This is a genomic window from Aminobacter sp. MSH1 (assembly GCF_003071665.1).
GTDB classification, from domain to species: domain Bacteria; phylum Pseudomonadota; class Alphaproteobacteria; order Rhizobiales; family Rhizobiaceae; genus Aminobacter; species Aminobacter niigataensis.
Genome location: NZ_CP026265.1, coordinates 3,559,937 through 3,578,935 on the forward strand (window position 1 = coordinate 3,559,937; position 18,999 = coordinate 3,578,935).

Annotated in this window: 16 protein-coding genes; 7 read left to right on the top strand and 9 right to left on the bottom strand. The window is 61.9% G+C overall.

Annotation, left to right across the window (positions count from 1 at the left end; genetic code table 11):
* Positions 1-83: 83 nt before the first annotated feature.
* The 5 genes from metG (at position 84) to CO731_RS17640 (ending at position 4,684) form a co-directional block, all read left to right on the top strand.
* Positions 84-1,625 carry a methionine--tRNA ligase gene (gene metG, locus CO731_RS17620; protein ID WP_108608141.1) on the top strand — a complete coding sequence of 514 codons (1,542 nt, stop codon included), beginning with the start codon at positions 84-86 and terminating at the stop codon, positions 1,623-1,625.
* A 12-nt stretch (positions 1,626-1,637) separates the two neighbouring features.
* Positions 1,638-2,420, top strand: a complete 783-nt coding sequence (locus tag CO731_RS17625) for a TatD family hydrolase (RefSeq protein ID WP_108608142.1) — start codon at positions 1,638-1,640, stop codon at positions 2,418-2,420.
* On the top strand, positions 2,420-3,235 hold the full coding sequence (locus CO731_RS17630) for an MBL fold metallo-hydrolase (protein WP_108608143.1): 816 nt from the start codon (positions 2,420-2,422) through the stop codon (positions 3,233-3,235). The genes CO731_RS17625 and CO731_RS17630 overlap by 1 nt, the downstream gene beginning before the upstream one ends.
* Before the next feature lie 36 nt (positions 3,236-3,271).
* Entirely contained in the window at positions 3,272-3,574 is a 303-nt protein-coding gene (locus CO731_RS17635; RefSeq protein ID WP_108608144.1) for a hypothetical protein, read from the top strand.
* A 99-nt stretch (positions 3,575-3,673) separates the two neighbouring features.
* Positions 3,674-4,684 (top strand): IS30 family transposase, encoded by a 1,011-nt coding sequence (locus tag CO731_RS17640; protein ID WP_108608145.1) that lies wholly within the window; start codon positions 3,674-3,676, stop codon positions 4,682-4,684.
* 72 nt (positions 4,685-4,756) lie between these two features.
* Here CO731_RS17640 and CO731_RS17645 read toward each other — a convergent pair whose 3' ends face one another.
* Complete coding sequence (locus CO731_RS17645; RefSeq protein ID WP_199914484.1) at positions 4,757-5,827, bottom strand: 2Fe-2S iron-sulfur cluster-binding protein; 1,071 nt, start codon at positions 5,825-5,827, stop codon at positions 4,757-4,759.
* Between the two features lie 68 nt (positions 5,828-5,895).
* Positions 5,896-7,224, bottom strand: coding sequence for an aromatic ring-hydroxylating dioxygenase subunit alpha (locus CO731_RS17650; protein WP_199914485.1), 1,329 nt, complete (start codon positions 7,222-7,224; stop codon positions 5,896-5,898).
* Positions 7,225-7,361: 137 nt separating this feature from the next.
* On the opposite strand from CO731_RS17650, the gene CO731_RS17655 reads away from it, so the two are divergent.
* Positions 7,362-8,264 (top strand): LysR family transcriptional regulator, encoded by a 903-nt coding sequence (locus CO731_RS17655; protein WP_108608147.1) that lies wholly within the window; start codon positions 7,362-7,364, stop codon positions 8,262-8,264.
* Positions 8,265-8,354: 90 nt separating this feature from the next.
* Here the strand turns inward: CO731_RS17655 and CO731_RS17660 are convergent, their stop codons facing one another.
* The 7 genes from CO731_RS17660 to CO731_RS17690 form a co-directional block, all read right to left on the bottom strand.
* Positions 8,355-9,932, bottom strand: a complete 1,578-nt coding sequence (locus CO731_RS17660) for an ABC transporter substrate-binding protein (RefSeq protein WP_108608148.1) — start codon at positions 9,930-9,932, stop codon at positions 8,355-8,357.
* Positions 9,933-10,026: 94 nt separating this feature from the next.
* Complete coding sequence (locus tag CO731_RS17665; protein ID WP_199914486.1) at positions 10,027-11,031, bottom strand: dipeptidase; 1,005 nt, start codon at positions 11,029-11,031, stop codon at positions 10,027-10,029.
* Positions 11,028-12,683: an ABC transporter ATP-binding protein gene (locus CO731_RS17670; protein ID WP_108608149.1), complete on the bottom strand. Its 1,656-nt coding sequence runs from the start codon at positions 12,681-12,683 to the stop codon at positions 11,028-11,030. The genes CO731_RS17665 and CO731_RS17670 overlap by 4 nt, the downstream gene beginning before the upstream one ends.
* Entirely contained in the window at positions 12,676-13,503 is an 828-nt protein-coding gene (locus CO731_RS17675) for an ABC transporter permease (protein WP_108608150.1), read from the bottom strand. The genes CO731_RS17670 and CO731_RS17675 overlap by 8 nt, the downstream gene beginning before the upstream one ends.
* The gene (locus CO731_RS17680) at positions 13,500-14,522 is read right to left on the bottom strand and encodes an ABC transporter permease (protein WP_108608151.1); all 1,023 of its coding nucleotides are present in this window, start codon (positions 14,520-14,522) and stop codon (positions 13,500-13,502) included. Before CO731_RS17680 ends, CO731_RS17675 begins: the two co-directional genes overlap by 4 nt.
* Before the next feature lie 226 nt (positions 14,523-14,748).
* Positions 14,749-16,026 carry an FAD-binding oxidoreductase gene (locus CO731_RS17685; RefSeq protein WP_108608152.1) on the bottom strand — a complete coding sequence of 426 codons (1,278 nt, stop codon included), beginning with the start codon at positions 16,024-16,026 and terminating at the stop codon, positions 14,749-14,751.
* Positions 16,027-16,055: 29 nt separating this feature from the next.
* The gene (locus CO731_RS17690; RefSeq protein ID WP_108608153.1) at positions 16,056-18,023 is read right to left on the bottom strand and encodes a prolyl oligopeptidase family serine peptidase; all 1,968 of its coding nucleotides are present in this window, start codon (positions 18,021-18,023) and stop codon (positions 16,056-16,058) included.
* A 277-nt stretch (positions 18,024-18,300) separates the two neighbouring features.
* On the opposite strand from CO731_RS17690, the gene CO731_RS17695 reads away from it, so the two are divergent.
* Positions 18,301-18,999, top strand: coding sequence for a TetR/AcrR family transcriptional regulator (locus CO731_RS17695; protein ID WP_245439391.1), 699 nt, complete (start codon positions 18,301-18,303; stop codon positions 18,997-18,999).

Consider the following 18,999-nt stretch of genomic DNA (forward strand, 5'->3'; position numbering starts at 1 on the left):
CTCGTCCGAGCCGGGATGGCAATCGCCATGCCGATGCGTTATCTCACCGCGACCCTTTCATTCGACATTCATGACGGCCATCCATGTCCCGCGAAAAATTCTACATCACGACCGCGATCTCCTATCCCAACGGCAAGCCGCATATCGGCCATGCCTATGAGCTGATTGCCACCGACGCACTTGCCCGCTTCCAGCGCCATGACGGCAAGGACGTGTTCTTCCTTACCGGCACCGACGAGCACGGCATCAAGATGCTGCAGACGGCCAACCGGGAAGGCATCTCGGCGCGCGAGTTGGCAGATCGTAATTCGAATGAATTCAAGAAGATGGCGACTCTTCTGAATGCGTCGAACGATGATTTCATCCGCACCACCGAAGAGCGCCACTATGCCGCCTCGCAGGCGATCTGGAAGGCGATGGCCGACCGCGGCGACATCTACAAGAGCAGCTATGCCGGCTGGTATTCGGTGCGCGACGAAGCCTATTACGGCGAAGAAGAGACCGAGGTCCGTCCCGACAACATCCGCTACGGCCCGCAGGGCACGCCGGTCGAATGGGTCGAGGAAGAGAGCTACTTCTTCCGGCTGTCGGCCTATCAGGACAAGCTGCTGGCGCTCTATGACAACCAGCCCGACTTCATCGGCCCCAACGAGCGCCGCAACGAGGTTGCGAGCTTCGTCCGCTCGGGCCTGAAGGACCTGTCGATCTCGCGCACAACCTTCGACTGGGGCGTGCCGGTGCCGGGCGACGACAAGCACGTGATGTATGTCTGGGTCGACGCCCTGACCAACTACATCACCGCCCTTGGCTATCCCGACACCAACGCCAAGAAGTGGGCCTACTGGCCTGCCGTGCACATCATCGGCAAGGACATCGTGCGTTTCCATGCCGTGTACTGGCCGGCGTTCCTGATGTCTGCCGGCATCGAATTGCCCAAGCGCGTGTTCGGCCACGGCTTCCTGTTCAACCGCGGCGAGAAGATGTCAAAGTCGCTCGGCAACGTCGTAGACCCGTTCACCATGGTCGAGCACTACGGCCTCGACCAGGTGCGCTATTTCCTGCTGCGCGAAGTGCCGTTCGGCCAGGATGGCAGCTACAGCCATGAGGCGATCGTCAACCGCACCAATGCCGATCTTGCCAACGATCTCGGCAACCTGGCGCAGCGCTCGCTGTCGATGATCGCCAAGAACTGCAATGGCGTGGTGCCACAGCGCGGCGAACTGGCAGACGCCGACAATGCCATCCTCGACCAGGCAACCGCAGCACTGGCCACGGCACGCAAGGCAATGGCGGAGCAGGGGATCCACCACGCGCTTGCGGCGATCTTCGCCGTGGTCGCGGAAGCGAACCGCTACTTTGCGGCACAGGAGCCGTGGGCGCTGAAGAAGACCGATCCGGCGCGCATGGAAACGGTGCTGTGGACGACGGCCGAGGTGATCCGCCGCGTCGGCATCATGTGCCAGCCCTTCATTCCCGAGTCGGCATCGAAGCTGCTCGACCTGCTTGCCGTGACCGACCGGGATTTTGTTCACGTCGATGCCGCGCATGCGCTGGTCTCGGGTGCGCCCTTGCCGGCACCCCAGCCGGTATTCCCGCGCTATGTCGAGCAGGCAACGGAACACTGAGGCTGTCGAAAAATGCTGGTCGACAGTCACTGCCATCTCGACTTTCCTGATTTCGCCGAGGAGCGCGCGGATATCATCGCGCGCGCCAAGGCGGCCGGCGTCGAGCGCATGGTCACCATCTCGACACGCGTGAAGCGTTTCGAGCAAGTGCTTGCGATTGCCGAGGAATACGACGATGTCTATTGCTCGGTGGGGACCCATCCGCACAATGCCGATGAGGAACTCGACGTGACAGCGGCCGATCTCGTCAGGCTGTCGGCACATCCGAAAGTAGTGGCCATCGGCGAGGCGGGTCTCGATTATCACTACGACAAGTCGCCACGCGACGCACAGGCAGAGGGTCTGCGGGTCCATATCGCGGCTGCGCGCGAGACCGGATTGCCGCTGGTCATCCACGCCCGCAGCGCCGACGAGGACATGGCGGCGATCCTCAGGGAAGAAACCGGGAAGGGCGCGTTCCCCTTCATCCTGCACTGCTTTTCCTCAGGCGCGGAGCTTGCACGCGTGGGTGTCGAGCTTGGCGGCTACGTCTCGTTCTCGGGCATCGTGACCTTCAAGAATTCCGGCGAGCTGCGCGACATCGCCAAGGAGGTACCGCGTGAACGGCTCCTGGTCGAAACGGACGCGCCGTACCTTGCGCCGATCCCGCATCGCGGCAAGCGCAACGAGCCGGCCTACGTCGCCAACACGGCCGCCGTGCTCGCCGAGACCATTGGCGTAAGCACTGACGAGATGGCCGAGATCACGACGACCAACTTCTTCAGGCTGTTCACCAAGATGCCAAGGCCGGCCTGATGCCGGATACGCTGCGCCTCACCATTTTGGGCTGCGGCTCGTCGCCAGGCACGCCGCGCATCACCGGCGACTGGGGCGCCTGCGATCCCACCAATCCGAAGAATCGGCGCACACGCGCGGCCGCGATGGTCGAGCGCATTTCGGCTTCCGGCACGACGCGCGTGATCATCGACACCGGACCGGATTTCCGCACCCAGATGCTGGCCGCCGGCGTCAGCCACATCGACGCCGTGGTCTACACGCATCCGCATGCCGACCATATCCACGGTATCGACGATCTCCGGGGCTATGTGCTCGAGCGCCGCAGCCTGGTCGACATTTTTGCCGACGATTTTACGCTCGAGCGGCTGAAACTGGCCTTCGGCTACTGCATCGAAACGCCGCCAGGAAGCTCGTATCCGCCGATCGTGCGGCCAACCGTGATCGAGCACGACAAGCCGTTCGCCATAGTGGGAGAGGGGGGTCCCCTCACCTTTTTGCCGCTGCCGCAGACCCATGGCGACATCGTTTCGCTCGGTTTCCGCGTTGGGCCGATCGCCTATTGCTCGGATGTCAGCGACTTCCCGGATGCCACTGCGGCCTTGATGAAGGGACTTGATCTCCTGGTGGTCGACGCGCTGCAGCACAAGCCCCATGTCAGCCATCTTTCGCTATCGGAGGCGCTCGACTGGATCGAGCGGCTGAAGCCCAAGCGCGCGGTGCTGACCCACATGCACGTGCCGCTGGACTACGCGGCGGTAATGTCGGCCACGCCGGCGCATGTCGAACCGGCCTATGACGGCATGACGATAGAAGTGCCATATATTTCAATGTGATATCAATGACAGATAAGGTCGATCAGAAGAGGGGTCGTGAGCGGTATTTTCGTCGCCATCCCATTTCTGCTGGTTCTTACCTTCGACCATGTTTGGAACCAACCCGACGCGGCATTCGTCGCCGGATGGCTGATGTTGGCGTTGCTGCCGCTGCTGGCGGTTGCGTACCAGTGCGCTCTCAGTCTTGCGCGCTCACTACGCTTAAGCACGGCAGATAGGAGCCTCGATACAGTCTTCTGGATCGTCTTCCTCGTGCTTCCTTCGGTTCTGTGGGGCACCATCTGGGCATGCTCGTATTTGTGGTACCTCCTGACCGCGCCGCATCTCTTGGTTCCATAATCTATCTTATGCGACTATCGCATGTAGGTGGGGTGGGTTCAAGGATGAAGTGCGACTTGCGAGAGATAACAGTGGCTTATCACTAGCAAGGAATGGTCCATGGAACGCGCCTACTCGCAGATCGATATGGAAGAACGCCGCAAGATCGCCCGTTGGCGGATAGCCGGCCTTAGCGTCAACGTTATTGCAGAAAAGCTTGGACGTCATCGTTCGACGGTTTTCCGCGAACTCAAACGCAACGCCTTTCTCGATCCGCAGATACCGGATTTGAACGGCTATTACTGTGTCACCGCCAACGAGATGGCGCGAGAGCGAAGAGCTAAATTGCGCAAGCTCGCCCGGTTCTCACACGTGCGCCAATCGGTGATCGAGCGGATCATGCATGGTTGGTCGCCGCAACAGATCGCCGGCCGAATGCGGTTGGAGCGCCATCCGATCTGCGTCAGCCACGAGACGATCTACAAGTACGCCTATTCACCGGACGGGCATGCGATCAAGCTGTGGCGACATCTGCCGGAACATCGCGCCAGGCGCCGACCGAGGCATGCCCGGCGGTGTCATGGCCGCCGTTTCAGCCCGGAACTCAGCATTCTGCACCGCCCCGACGTCGTCAGAGAGCGAAAGCAGTTTGGGCATTGGGAGTGCGACCTGATCCAGTTCCGCAAGAAGTTCGGAAAAGCCAATGTGACGTCGCTGGTCGAGCGCGTCAGCCGTTTCGCGGTGTTCCTGCGCAACAATGACCGGCAGTCGAAGCCGATCATGGACGGACTGGTTCAGGTGCTGCAATCCCTGCCCCACCTCGCCCGCCGATCGATCACCTTCGATCGTGGTACCGAGTTCACCGACTGGCCATATCTCCAAGCAGGGATCGGAACGCAAACATGGTTCTGCGATCCGCAATCGCCGTGGCAAAAAGGCACGGTCGAAAACACCAATGGCCGTGCTCGGAAATGGCTCTCGAGAGAGGTCGATCCACTTTCGATCACTGACCGGGACCTGGCAGACATCTGCGAAAGGCTCAATACAACGCCGCGCAAATGCCTTGGCTTCAAGACGCCGTCCGAAGTCTTCCGGCAAAAGATGATGACGGTCCGGCGGCGATCGGGCTAACTTCCGGTCGCGCAAAGTCGCACTTCGACGAGAACTCACAGTGGGGCTGCCCTGATCTGCAGCATCCAGAGATCAAAAAGCCGCGTCGTAGTCTACGACCACACCACCAATCCCCGGTCTCGACTGGCAAGTGAGCACCAAGCCCGCCTCCCGTTCCCAAGGCTCGAGAACAGCGTCAGGGACAGTGTCGGCCGATCCGTCAACTATCTTTGCGACGCAGGAACCGCACGTGCCACCGCCGCAGGAGTATGGCACCTTGACGCCGGTCCGGCGGGCAGCGTCGACAATGGTTTCCGCCGGGCGCGCGCTGATGACGAAGCTGCGCCCACCTAGTCGGATCTCGATTTGCCGGGATGAATCCTCGGCCTCCTGTGAGGCATCAGGCGAAGCCTTCACTGGAGCGGCCGCGGCATGGAAGGATTCAGCGTGGATCTTGCTCGGCGCAAGGCCAGCCGCATGTAGCGATGCGCTCAGATGCGCAATCATTTCGGGCGGCCCGCATAGCAGCGCGTGATCTATGGCTGAAATCGGCACGGCGCATTCGCCAAGGATGGCGGCAAGCTTGCCGCCATCAATTCTACCCTGCAGCAGCCCTGCCCGATCCGGCTCGCGCGAGAGAACATGGCGCACCAAGAGCCGGGATGCGAAGTCCTTGGCAAGCTTGTCTATCTGGCTTCGAAAGAGGATGTCCCGCTGTTTCCGGTTACCGCAGACGAGGACAAACTGACTGTCGGGCTCGCGGGCAAGCACCGTCCTGGCTATCGACAGAACCGGGGTGATGCCGGACCCGACGACGACGGCAAGGAAGACACGACCCTTTTTCCGCGCCGGCGGCACAATGAAGCGGCCTCTGGGCTCCATCACGCCAAGGATGCCGCCAGCGGTCAGGCTGCGATTGGCGAAAGACGAGAAACGTCCGCCCTCGACCTGTTTCACCGCCACCCGGATCTCGCCGTCGTCCAACCCCGAACAGATCGAATAGGAGCGCCTTACCCGCTCGCCTTCAATCTCGGCTTCCAAGGTGAGGTATTGGCCGGGGGTAAAGACGAAACGCCCCGCCAGTGCCCTGGGAATGTCGAAGACGAGAGAAACCGCATCCGCCGTTTCACGGCGGACTTGGCTCAGGGTCAATCTGTGCAGCATGTTGGCAACCATTGCTGTCGAGGTGAAGCGGCCATAGGCTGCCCTCGCCCCGAGCATCCAGCACTCTCTCAGGCAGTTTCTTTGGACGCGAGCCTCGCATATCCCCTGCTCGGCCGCTGCCACTGCGGGGCTACGGCTGGACGTTCGCCGGTAATAAGGTGCCGCATATTGGCCAGATATACCCCCACGAACGCGGCTGTTTGGGTCTCCAAGGCCGTATAGGGTCCGGGCCTGTAGGCCCTGGATGTAACGCCCTCGGCATTGTGTTCGGTGATCGTCTTATCTTGCGCGGTCGTCACGTCCCACATCCACGTAATGGCATCGGTGTCGATGTCGGCGTCTGCATCCTTGTCGACCAGCCAAGTCAGGACGACGTCGGTTTCCGTGGCACTGCGCGGTATCATCTGGAACAGGGTGACGTAATCGTTCGCCGAACTTACGAATGACAGCCGGCCAAGCAGGAACCCGGTTTCGCCACCATCATAGGAGGTGCGTCCCCCCATCAGGCACGAGACGGGCTGGCCGTCGTCGGAAAGAGTCATGCGGCCAGGACCAATTGGCTTGCGGTACATGCCGAACGGCGCTGTGTCGATATCTCCGGATTCCCATGCGCCCTTGTTGAATTCGGTGTCACCAATGACGCTATGCCAGGCTTCGAGTTCTTCCTGCCATTGCACTGCCTTGTCTTCGTCCCGCATGGCCGTGACCTTCACATGGGCGTTGACCCTGAAGTATTCCGGATGCGCAGGCCGGCAGTGATAGCATTCGGTGAAGTTCTCGAGCACCAGCTTCCAATTGGCCTTGGTGGGATACGTCTTGCGGGCTGCAATGCGCGCCCGGTCGATGCCGTTCTGGCGCAATCCGTCTATCAGCGCATCGGCGACAGGCTGGACATCCGGCAGGCTGGTTTCGTCAAGCCCGCACAGCACGAGGCCGCCGATGCATTTCGTCGGGACGCGATGCAGGCCGAGCGCTTCGGGGTCGACATCCGCCGGAACATCCTGCCGGGTCTGCAATTCCCCGGTCAGCCTGAAAGACCAGGCGTGATACGGGCAGACCAGCAGCCTGCTGCGACCATCCTCAGTGCACAGGCGTGAGCCACGATGGGTGCAGACATTGTAGTAGGCCGCGATGTCTTCTTCGCCGTCGCCGAAACGGACGACGATGATTTCCTCGTCGAAGAGTTTTCGCACGATGTAGCGCCCCTTCTCCGGCACCTCGCTGGCATGAGCCACCAGCGACCATTCCCGTGGGAACAACAATTCGCGCTCCAGCTCGAAGATGGCAGGGTCGACATAAAACGGCTGCTCCAGCGACCAGTTGGGGCGGCTGCGATCGATCAACCCGACGATCTTGGCGCGGTCAGGGTGAAGTCCGTTTGTTGTTGCACCTGACACCAGGGAACTCCTTCGATCTGAGCTAATCATGACTATTAGTCAGGAAATTGCGATACAAGGCCTTGGATTGCAAATATGTAAGTGGCATTCTATCATAACAAAAAGATATTGAGCGCGAGGCGAGCCGGCAGCCAACCATGAAGACACTGAAGACCTCGCTGCCGCTTCTCAATGCAATGGTCGTGTTTGAATCGGCCGCACGAAATGGCGGGCTCACAACGGCAGCGGAAGAGCTCAACATCGCGCAGTCAGCGGTCAGTCGGCATGTCGCCAACCTCGAGCGGCAATTGTCGGTCACCCTTTTCACGCGCAAGGGAAACCGGGTCTTCCTGACCGATGCCGGCAGCACGCTCGCCGAGGCGATCCGCGACGGGCTGGGCACCATACGTGAGGCGGTGGAGCGACTGCAGGCCCCGGATCGGGACACATTTGTGGTCGGCAGCAGCTTTGACATAGCGCAAATGTGGCTCATGCCCCGCTTCGATCTGGTCGCGTCGCGTATCCCCAACGGCCAGGTGATGTTGTTGACATCCAACGACTACAAGGACTTCGACCAACCCGACGTGGCACTGTCGATACGCTTTGGAACACCTGAGGAATGGCCGGGACTGGTTGCCAGGAAACTGTTCGACGGCGAGTGGTTTCCGGTCTGCTCGCCGGCCTTTCTTGAGCGAAATCCGCTGGCGTCGGAGGTTCCGCAAGCGTTCCTCGATATCCCGCTCTTGCACCTGATCACCCAACCGGGAGCCGTCGACAGCTGGCAGTCGTGGATTGGCACCGAACGGCCCCTCGATGGCCCGCGATTCACCAGCTATCTGTCGATGATGCATGAGACCATCGCCGGTCGGGGTGCTGCCCTTGCGTGGGCGGGCTTCGTCGAAGAACACCTGCGGCTTGGTCAGTTGGTGCGCCTGACCAGCACGTCGCGGCGGCACCACAGTTCATTCTACATAGTGACGCGCACGAAAACGAGCCCGGCCATTCAGGCGGTCGTACAAGCGCTCATCGGTTCCGTGGCAGACCAAACACCGCAAGGCTGAGGACTGCTCACGCCGCCAGCCGAGGCCGAATGAGTTGCGCAGCAGCAACGTTGCTGCTGCGCAACTACCGGTCACTCGGCGTTTGCTTGGTTACGCCTCCAGCCAGGCGCGCGATGCGACGTAGCCGTTCGACAGGTCGTTGCCGACATCGTGGACGTAGCCCTTGAGCTCCTTCGTCGCGGCAAGAAGGTGGTCGTTGAAGACCGGGGTGATCGAGCCGCCTTCATCGCGCACCATCACTGCCGCGGCATGATAAAGCTCCTTGCGCTTGGCCTCGTCGGCCTCGACGCGCGCTTGCTTGATCAGCTTGTCGAAGTCAGGCCGCTTGAAGTTGGTCTCGTTGGCAGGCGAGTCCGAAGTGTGCTCGGTCGAATACATCAAATCCTGGGACAGGCGGCTGCCGTAGTAGGACATGCAGAACGGTGCCGCGCGCCAGACATTGGTCCAGTAGCCGTCTGCAGGTTCGCGCTTCACTTCGATGGCAATGCCGGCCTTCTTGGCGCTTTCCTGATACAGCAACGCGCCATCGACCGCGCCGGCATAGACCCCATCCGAGGTTCTGAGCACGATCGGTCCGTCATGACCGGACTTCTTGAAATGGAACGCAGCCTTGTCCGGATCGTAGCTGCGCTGCTCGATCTCGGCTGGGAAATACGGGTAGGTGGAATTGATCGGGAAATCGTTGCCGATCGTGCCGTAGCCGCCAAGGACGGTCTGCAGCATGGCCTCGCGGTCGATGGCATATTTGAGGGCAAGCCGCAGGTCGTTGTTGTCGAACGGTGCCTTGTCGACCTGCATCGGAAAGGTGTAGTGGCCGCGGCTCGGCGTGTTCAGGATCTGCACTCCCGGTGCTCGCTTGAGCAGCGGCACGGTCTTGGCGCTGACGCTGTTGATGAGGTGGACGCGCCCGGCTGAAACCGCCGCGATACGGGCGGTTGGGTCATTCATCGCGATGATCTCGAAGCTGTCGACATGGCCGCGCTCGCGCCAGTCGTTCTTGTTCTTCTCAAACAGCGCCCGCACGCCCGGCTCGAAACTGACCAGCTTGTATGGCCCGGTGCCGACGCCCTCGCCCGGGTTGTCGTAGCCGCCGTTCGGCTGGATCACCAGGTGATAGGCCGTGAAGATCAGCGGCAAGTCGACATTGCTCTCGGAGAGCTTGACGACAAGATCGTTGCCGCTGCCCTCGATCGAGGTGATCGCCCGCAGAAAGCCGAGCGCGCCCGAACGCGACTTCTCATCGCTGTGGCGCTGCAGCGTTTTGACGACATCGTCGACAGTCAGCTTCTTGCCGTTGTGGAACTGGACGTCGTTGCGGATCTTGAAGGTCCAGGTCTTGGAATTGTCCGAGGATTCCCAGCTCTCGGCGATGGAAGGTATAGCCTTGCCGGTCACCGGATCGCTTTCGACCAGATGGTCGCCGAAGCTGCGGGCAAGGCAGAAGGCGATGGCACTGATGTAGGCGGCTGGGTCAAGCGAATCCGTCGATGACCCGCCATCGAGCCCAAGCTTGAGATGTCCGCCCTTGACCGGCGTGCCTGCCTGCTCGGTTTGCGCCCATGCCGTACCCATTCCACTGCCCAGCAGCAGGCCCGCACCGATCGATCCCTTGAGGAAGTCGCGACGGCTGGCCGCGAGGTCCATTCCGAAAAGTCCTGATTTCTTCATTGCTCTCCCCTATTTGATCTGTCGAAATTCAACTGGATAGGTTCAGCGCGGGCCCTGCAGCGGGCACGCGGCTTTGACCCGCGAACTGGTCTGCCTATTTCCAGACCTGCCGCGCCAAGCGCAGGAAATTCCCGCCCAGGACACCGCGCACGGTCTCGTCGGCATGTCCGCGCCGGAGAAGGATCTCGGTCATCTCGGCAAGCTGCGCAGGCTCGGCATAGACGGTGGGTGTCGTGCCGTATCCCTCGCTCAGCGGCCAGAACTGAGGATTTGCCGCCAGAATCTCCTGGATACCCGCCATGTCCACCGGGAAAGCGTAGTCGAGGCCTATGCCGACATGAGCCGGTCCGGCGACGTCGAGCAGATATTCGACGTGGTCGGCCAGGCTGTCGGAGCTGGCCTTGTCGTCGCCCAGGAACTTGCTGAGACCGACGATGCCGACGATGCCGCCCGTCTTGGCGCATGCCCTGATCTGGTCGTCGGTGATGTTGCGGCCATGGCCACACAACACCTTGGGATTGGAGTGCGAAAAGATGACCGGCCGGTCGGAATACTCCATCACATCCATGGTGGTGCGGTGGCCGCAGTGGGTCACATCGACGAACATGCCGAGACGGTTCATCTCGTCGATCACCTGCCGGCCGAAAGCTGTCAGGCCACTGTCGTCGTCATGGCAGCCACCGCCGGCCAGGTTGTTGCGATTGTAGGCGAACAGCATCTGGCGGACACCGAGGTGATGGTAGAACTCGACCATCTCGATGCGGCCGTCGAGTGCGTTCATGCCCTCGAGGTCGAAGGTGATGGCGAGCTTGCCCTGCGCCTTGGCCTGCAGTGCCTCGTCGGCGCTTGTCACCAGCGTGTAGTGCTCGGGATGGGCGTTGATCCAACGACGGAAAGCAGCCAGCGTCCTGACCGTGTCCTGCCACGACATCAGGTCGAAGCCGACGTCGATGGACAGATAGTTGACGCCGGCGTCGCGCCAGATCTGGAGATTGTTCAGGTCAGCAACCGGGTCGGGCATGAAGCCGGAATGGGTGTCCCAGACAAGGGCGTCGGCATAGAGCTTCCTGGCCCGTTCGCTGATGGTTATCTCAGTCATGATCTCTCCAATTCCATGGCCGCGCCGGGCACCTGGGTGACGACGCGGCGTCCGTCCAAAACACGTTCCAACCAGCCTATTTCCATTTCGGGCACCGACCTGAGCAGCAGGTCGGTGTAGTCGTCGAAGGGGGGCGACAGCACCGCAGACTTGACGCCTTCGCGCACCACCTTGCCGCGATGCATGACCGCGACACGGTCGGCAATGGCGCGAACGATGGCGATGTCGTGGGTGATGAACAGGTAAGAAACCGCCGTCTCCTCCTGCAGGCGCAGCAGGAGCTTCAAGATGCCCTCGGCCACCAGCGGATCGAGCGCCGAGGTCGGCTCGTCGCACAGGATCAACTCAGGCTTGGCGGCAAGCGCGCGCGCTATGGCGATGCGCTGTTTCTGGCCGCCCGACAGCTCGGCTGGGAAGCGATCGAGGAACTGCGGTCCCATCTCGATCTGGTCGAGCAGTTCCTTGACCCGCTCGGTCTTGGCCTTGCCACGCATGCCGAAATAAAGCGTCAGCGGACGGCCGACGATGTCGCGGATCTTCTGCCGCGGGTTCATCGCCGTATCTGCCATCTGGTAAATCATCTGGATGCGCCGCAACTGCTCGCGTGAGCGGTCCTTGCGCGCTGGCGGCAACGCTGCACCGTTGAACGAGACCGTCCCTGCCTTTGGTGGCAAGAGGCCTGTTATGACGCGGGCAAGCGTGGATTTGCCCGAACCGGATTCGCCGACGACGGCAAGCGTCTGCCCCTTGGGCAGGATCAGGGAAACATCGTCCAGGACATCCATCGCCGAGTAGCCGGCGGTCATCCCCGCGACGCGCAGCTGTGCGTCGTCCGAGGGTAGCGCCTCCTGCCGCATGGTCTGGCGGATGCTGACCAAGGCTTTGGTGTAGTCTTCACGCGGCGCTTCGATGATCTGCCGCGTCGAGCCGTATTCCACCGTCTTGCCATGGCGCAGCACCATGATGTCGTCGGAAATCTGCGCCACCACGGCAAGATCATGCGTGATGTAGAGCGCTGCCGTCTGCGTCTCGACAATGGCATGCTTGATCGCGGCGAGAACCTCGATCTGGGTGGTGACATCAAGTGCCGTGGTCGGCTCGTCGAAAACGATGAGCTCCGGGTTCGCGCACAGCGCCATCGCGGTCATGGCCCGCTGGAGCTGCCCCCCGGAGACCTGGTGCGGGAAACGTTCGCCGAAGGTATCGGGGTCGGGCAAGCCGAGAATGCCGAACAGGTAGGCTGCCCGCTTGATCGCCTCCGCCCGCGTCATGATGCCGTGGCGGATGCTCGCCTCGATCACCTGCCGACCGAGCTTGTGGGCAGGATTGAATGCGGCGGCCGCCGACTGCGCAACATAGGCAACGCGCGCGCCGCGAACGGCACGGATGCCGCGCAAGCCAAGCTTGGCGATGTCCTGTCCGTCGAGCAGGATCTGCCCGCCCTCTATGCGCACCCCGCCCCTGCCATAAGCCAGGGCCGACAGCCCGATCGTCGACTTGCCGGCACCCGACTCGCCAATGAGACCGAGTACCCTGCCCTTGCCGACGTCGAAGGAAACATCGTCGACCAGCACCAGATTGGTCGCGGTGCCATCGGACTGGCGTGCGGTGACCTCGATACGCAGGTTCTTGACGGACAGCATCTCAGGCATTGTCGCGAGCGCCCTTCAGGCTGGACGTGGTGTTGATCAGCCAGTCGACGACGAGGTTCACGCAGACGACGAGGAAGGCGATCGCGGCACCCGGCGTGAGCGACGCCGAAACACCGAAGATGATGCCGTCCTTGTTGTCCTTGACCATGCCGCCCCAGTCGGCAATCGGCGGCTGGATGCCGAGCCCCAGGAACGAGAGCGTCGACAAGAACAGGATCGAGAAGGCGAAACGCAGACCGAACTCGCCAAGCAGCGGCGCCAGCGTGTTGGGCAGGATCTCGCGGAAGATGATCCAGAGCTTGCCCTCGCCGCGCAGCCATGCGGCCTCGACGAAATCCATGACGCTGACATCGAGGGCGACGGCGCGGCCGACACGGTAGACCCGCGTCGAGTCGATGACGGCCATGACGACGATCAGGATCCAGATGTTCTGTGGCAGCACCGCAAGCACGACCAGCGCCAGGATGAGCGCGGGGACGGACATCAGGAGATCGTTCAGCCGCGACAGCAGCTGGTCGACCACGCCGCCGGAGACCACCGCGGTGAAGCTCAGGAACATGCCTATGGAAAACGAGATCACCGTTGCCGACAGTGCCACAAAAAGCGTTGCCCGCGCGCCGTAGATCAGCCGCGACAGCAGATCGCGTCCAAGGTTATCGGTGCCGAGCAAGAAGTCGCCGCCCATCGGCGCCCAGACTTCGCCGACAATGGCGCTTTCATCATAGGGCGCGATGACAGGAGCGAAGATCGCGCAGGCGAAGACAAGCAATATGCCCGCAAGGCCGATCCGCGCGCTCATTGGCATTGATCGCAATGTCATCGTGGATGCCTCAGTCGCGGATTGGCCAGGATCGAGACGATGTCGGCGACCATGTTCAACACGATGTACAAGGCAGCGAAGATCAGCCCGCAGCCCTGGACGACAGGCATGTCGCGCATCGTCACGGCGTCCACCATGTATTGGCCGATGCCGGGGTAGACGAACACCACCTCGACGACGACCACACCGACGACGAGCGCGGCAAGATTGAGCGCAATCACCGTGACGACCGGCGCTATCGCATTGGGCGCGGCGTGCTCGGCAATGATGCGCAACGCCGAAAGCCCCTTGAGTTCGGCGGTCTCGACATAGGGCGAAGACATGACGTTCATGATCGCCGAGCGGGTCATGCGCATCATGTGCGCCAGCACCACGATCACAAGTGTCATCACCGGAAGGGCTATCGTCGCAAGCCGCTCGCCAAGACCCATGCCGTCATAGACGGTGGCCGGAAAGGAAGCGACGCCCAGATGGACGGTGAAGAACTGGATCAGCAGGTAGCCGATGAAGAATTCGGGCAGCGAGATCGCGGCCAAAGACAGGATGCTGATGACCTTGTCGGGGATGCGATTGCGGTAGAGCACCGCGACCATGCCAAGTGCCAGTGCCAACGGGATCGCGATGAGTGCTGCAACGCCGGCAAGCAGTAGCGAATTGCCAAGCCGCTTCCATATCTGGTCGCCGACCGAGTTGCGATTGGACCAGGAGGTACCGAAGTCGCCCTGGGCGATGCCGCCGAGCCAACTGAGATAGCGCTCGGTCATCGGGCGATCGAGATCGAGCTCCTCGCGGATGTTGGCGATGGCCTGCGGGGTGGCATCCTGCCCGAGATAGGTCGATGCGAAATCGCCCGGCAAGGCCTCGACGCCGCCGAAGATCAGCATCGATGCCGCGATCAGCAAGCCGAAGCCAAGGAGAATGCGGCGCACGACCATTTGGCCGAGCGAATTGCGCAGTAGCGTCTGCCGGGCAGACGCTAATGGCTTGCTTGATACCGGCTCTTCGAGCGACGATGTCATCGTGCGCCCATGCCCTGCGGGCACGCAATCGATGTCGTATCCCTATCGACACAGAAGTCTCTCAAGCCACCCTCCCCGTCTCGGCCGCGAAGTTACAGGCGCAAGCCCGACCCTCGTCATTGGCGGTTTCGTTGTTCCCAGAAACCGAAAGCTAGCGGCACTGTTCACACATGTCTAGTACGATCAGCGCCAAACACGCCGCTTTGTGCAATTGGGGAAGTTGCGCCTACTGCAGCTGCGAAACCGAGCGTGCCTCGTGCACTCCATTCCAGGCTGGCAGGGCTGCCGCAATCTCGGCCTCGCTAGCGTAGGAATCGCGCGCAAAGCGGTCGAGGCGGAACCGCGTCGTGTCAACAAAAGGCTTCTGGCCGAGCACCAGTTCGGCGGAAAGACGGCCAAGGCCGGGGCCGTGGCTGACCCCCGTTTCGTTGTCGCCGCCGACCGCCACGACGTTCGTCGTGCCCGGCACGTGACCGACGATCAAGCCACTGTCCGGGGTGTAGCAGGGCACGCCCTGGGCCCAGCTCGATACCTTCGAACCGCGGAGTGGCGGGAAGATTTTCTGCAGCCTTGCCAACTCGTCGTCGTCCATCGCCTGCATCAGATCGACATTGCGCGGCTGGCCGGGTTCGATCCAGTCGTCGCCCGACTTGTAGTAGGGCTGGTAGTGGCGACCGGTGCCCCACATGACCGCGCCAAAGCTCTCGCGCAACCAAAGGCGCAGTTCGCGGCATTGCACCGTCGGCAGCGTGGACGGAAGCCCTCGCCCGTCAGTGACGATGCGCGTGGCCATGACCCTGAGCAGCGGCAGACGCCAACCGAGCCCCTTGAGCACTTCGTTGTTCCAGGCACCGGCGGCGACGACGACGCCATCGGCTTCGAACTCGCCCTTGTCGGTTTCGATCTTCACATGACTACCGGCATCGTGAATGCCGGTGACTGCCGTTCCATCGCGGAACACGCCACCCATCTTGACGATCTCGTCGACCATGACGCCGGTCGCAAGCCTGGTGTCGAGTTGAATGCCATGCGGATTGAAAGCGCCGGAATGCACCTGGGTCGCGTCGATCAAGCCCCTGGTCTTCTCGCCGATCTGCTTGGCGCTCAGATCCTGCATTTCCGCTGGCGCGTAAGGCGAATCCAGGACGGGGCGAACGAAGCGCTCTCGCCCCGCCTCGGTCAGCGCCATCATCAGCGTGCCGTTCGGACGATAGCCGATCTCGACGCCGAGATCATGGATCGCGCGATAGAAGTCGAGGCCGTATTGCTGAAGCTGCAGGCCCTCTTCGCCAAGCGGGAACATGCCGGCAGACCAATGGGAGACAAAACCGGCACCCGCCCCCGTGGTTGCCGCGGCCGGTTCGCGCGCTTCGATGACGGTCACCTGCCGCGCTCCCGCCTTCAGCAGGTGAAAGGCTGTCGAGCAGCCGATGATGCCGGCGCCAATGACGGCGATGCGCTTGCCTGCGAACCCCTCTTCGGCGGAACCTGTCGTTGTAGCCAATGCTTTTCCTCCCCTGTCGCTGCGCCTAGCTAGTTGGTATGGCGCACATATTTGCCAAGCCACCACAGGATGCGGGCGGCACTGTCGAGATATTCCGGGTAGCTGCGGATGCTGTGACCGGCATTCGGATAGATGATGAGCGAACTTGGCGCGCCGGACCTGATCGCCGCAAAGTGGCATTCCTCGGCCTGGCCGACCGGCGTGCTCCTGTCGAGCGCGCCCGCCATGACCAGTGTCGGAACCGTGGCCTTGTGCTTGAAGAAGGCAGGGCTACGCGAAAAATAGGCACCGTCGGCTGCCCACGGCGACGACTCGAGCATGATCTCGTCGAATTCGGGGATCTGCGACGTCCGATGCTGGCTATACCAGTCGCCCACGGGCGAAATCGGTATCGCGGCAGCGAAGCGATCGCTTTGCGATGGCAGCCAGGCGGACATGAAGCCGCCATAGCTGGTGCCGGTGACGGCGATCCGCTTGTCGTCAGCCCAGCCCTTGGCGACAAGCGCCTCGATGCCGCTGGTAATGTCGAGCGCGTCGGCACCACCCATGTCGCCCTTGACCGCGCGGGCAAAGGCATCGCCCCTGCCCGTGCTTCCCCTGGGGTTGGGCAAGAAGACCGTCCATCCCTGGCTGACCAGGATGGGAGCGGCGCGCATCCTTGCCATCCAGCGGTTGCGGTGCGCCGAGATCGGTCCGCCATGGATGTCGACCAGAAGCGGCGTTGGGCTTGTCGCGCCATGGGGACGCAGAACCCACCCCTGGATTTCCAACCCGTCCGGCGCGCTCCAACTGACAGGTTCGATCAGCCCGCAGCGCGACATCGCCTCTTGCGCCTGGGGTGCCGCGAACGATGCCACCTCGCGAACGGCGCCAGAGACCACTTCGGCAAGGAATGGCGGGCGCGAATAGGACTCGGCAATGAAGAGGCTGCCGCTCGCTCCGATTGGATATGAACTCGGGACCCATTCTCCATTGGTAAGGTCGCTGGACGACCAGCTTTCGGCGGCGACGGATTGTTCGAGGTCGTAGTCGCCTGTCGCGGTCTGGTGGCCGCGCGCACCCGTGAAATGGATGACTGTCGGCGAGCGCCATTCGATGGACGTCACGTCGATGCCCAGCGTATCAGGTGTTTCGACCTTGCCGGTTTTCAGATCGAAGATGGACAACAGGCCGGAAACCAAGCCCCGGTCGCTGCAAAATGCCTCGATGAAGGCCACGCTGCCACCGTCCGCAGCGCCCCTGACGCAGCCAAGCTGGTCGGCAGGTGTATGGACTGTCGTCACGGCTCCCGAGCTCGCATCGACAAGCGAAAGACGTGCTTCGTACCAACTGCCTTCGCTGTGACGATCACTTGATATGGCAGCAATCATGCCATTGCCGCACCAGCTGGCTTCCCACACATTCAGCGGCGGCGTGGTGAGACGCTGCGGCCCGTCGTTGCCGTCCCACGTCCAGATGGTGCGCCAGAGTTCGTCACCCTGTTCAGAGCGCACCTCTGGAAGCCATGCCGGGCCGTTGGATTGCACCTTCTGGCTATAGCCGCCGTGGATGCCGGCAAGGTCTGCAGCCGCTCCAGCAACGACCACAAGCAAAGACGCGCCATCCGGCGACCAGTCGATCTGCTCGATACGTCCCGGCACAGCTTGCGCATTTGAACAGCCGTCGCCCGACCATAGCTCGATACGGTCAGCTGCGGGGTCGTCGCCAGCGCATGCCACTGCCAGGGTTTGACCGTCGGGAGAAAGTCTGATCTGCCGTGTCTCGCGCTCATTGAGGCATTCGAGGTCGCCGCCGTCGCGACCCGTCCGGCAAAGCCTGCTGGTGACGCCCTCTTCCAGGGATTTCGCGAAGCTCTGTCCGATAAAATAGAGATGCTTTGCATCCTCGTGGCCGCACAAGGAACGCGCGCCGAATACGTGCCCGCCCGGCGCCAGCAGCGCGCCGTAGAATGTCTGTGTCGCCACATGTTCAGGCGACGAGCGAAAATCGCGGTCCATCAGGCTCCTCCACCAACGGCATCATTACCTTGGCAAGGGGCTCCTCCCCCTCGCCCGCAGAGGCTTTCGCTGCGTCAGCGTGGGCAACATTGCAGCCAATTCGCCGCCTGTCTAGACATATGTGTACTTTCGCGCCATGTCTGTGCGGAGAGGTCTCTGCAGCGACGCGTGAGCGAACGCGCCTTGCTCCATGCGCCGGGCGGCGGCCTGCACAAAATAGTCGATGCGAAGAGCCGACAGTTGCTCGTATAACAATGAAAACAATAGGGGATCGCCAGTGCCACCATCGCAAAGCAAGGGGCCGGAACAGACAGCGGCTCAGCAGGTCGACAGCGCTGGCGACAGCTCGTCGAGGACCAGCAAGAACGACTGGCTCAATCTGGCTATCAATACGCTGATCGATGACGGGATCGACGAGGTCAAGATCCAGGTGATGGCCAAGAAACTCGACGTCTCGCGCTCGAGTTTCTACTGGTTCTTCAAGAGCCTGCAGGACCTTCACGACCAGCTCCTGCAGAACTGGCTGCAAAACAACACGACCCCGATCATCGAACACGCAATGCGCCCCGCACCCACCATCAACCGGGCAATTCTGAACGTCTTCGAGTGCTGGGTGGACGAGCGCCTATTCGACCCGAAACTGGATATCGCCGTGCGGTTGTGGGCGCGACGCGAACCGGCTGTCCGTACGGTGGTCCATGAAGCGGACAGGCGGCGCGTCGATGCCATCAAGGCGATGTATCTGCGCTACGGTTATGATGACGAAAACGCGTTTATCCGCGCCCGCGTGCTCTACTACATGCAGATCGGCCACTTCACGCTCGATTTGGGCGAAACCCTGGACGCCAGGGTCTCGCATGTTCCGGCCTACCTGCTAGCCTTCAGCGGGCAAGAACCGGAGCCGGAGGACGTGCGGTTGTTCGACGCTTTCGCGGCACGCTTCGCCGTTTCCGACCCAAGTGCGGAAGTGCCCTGA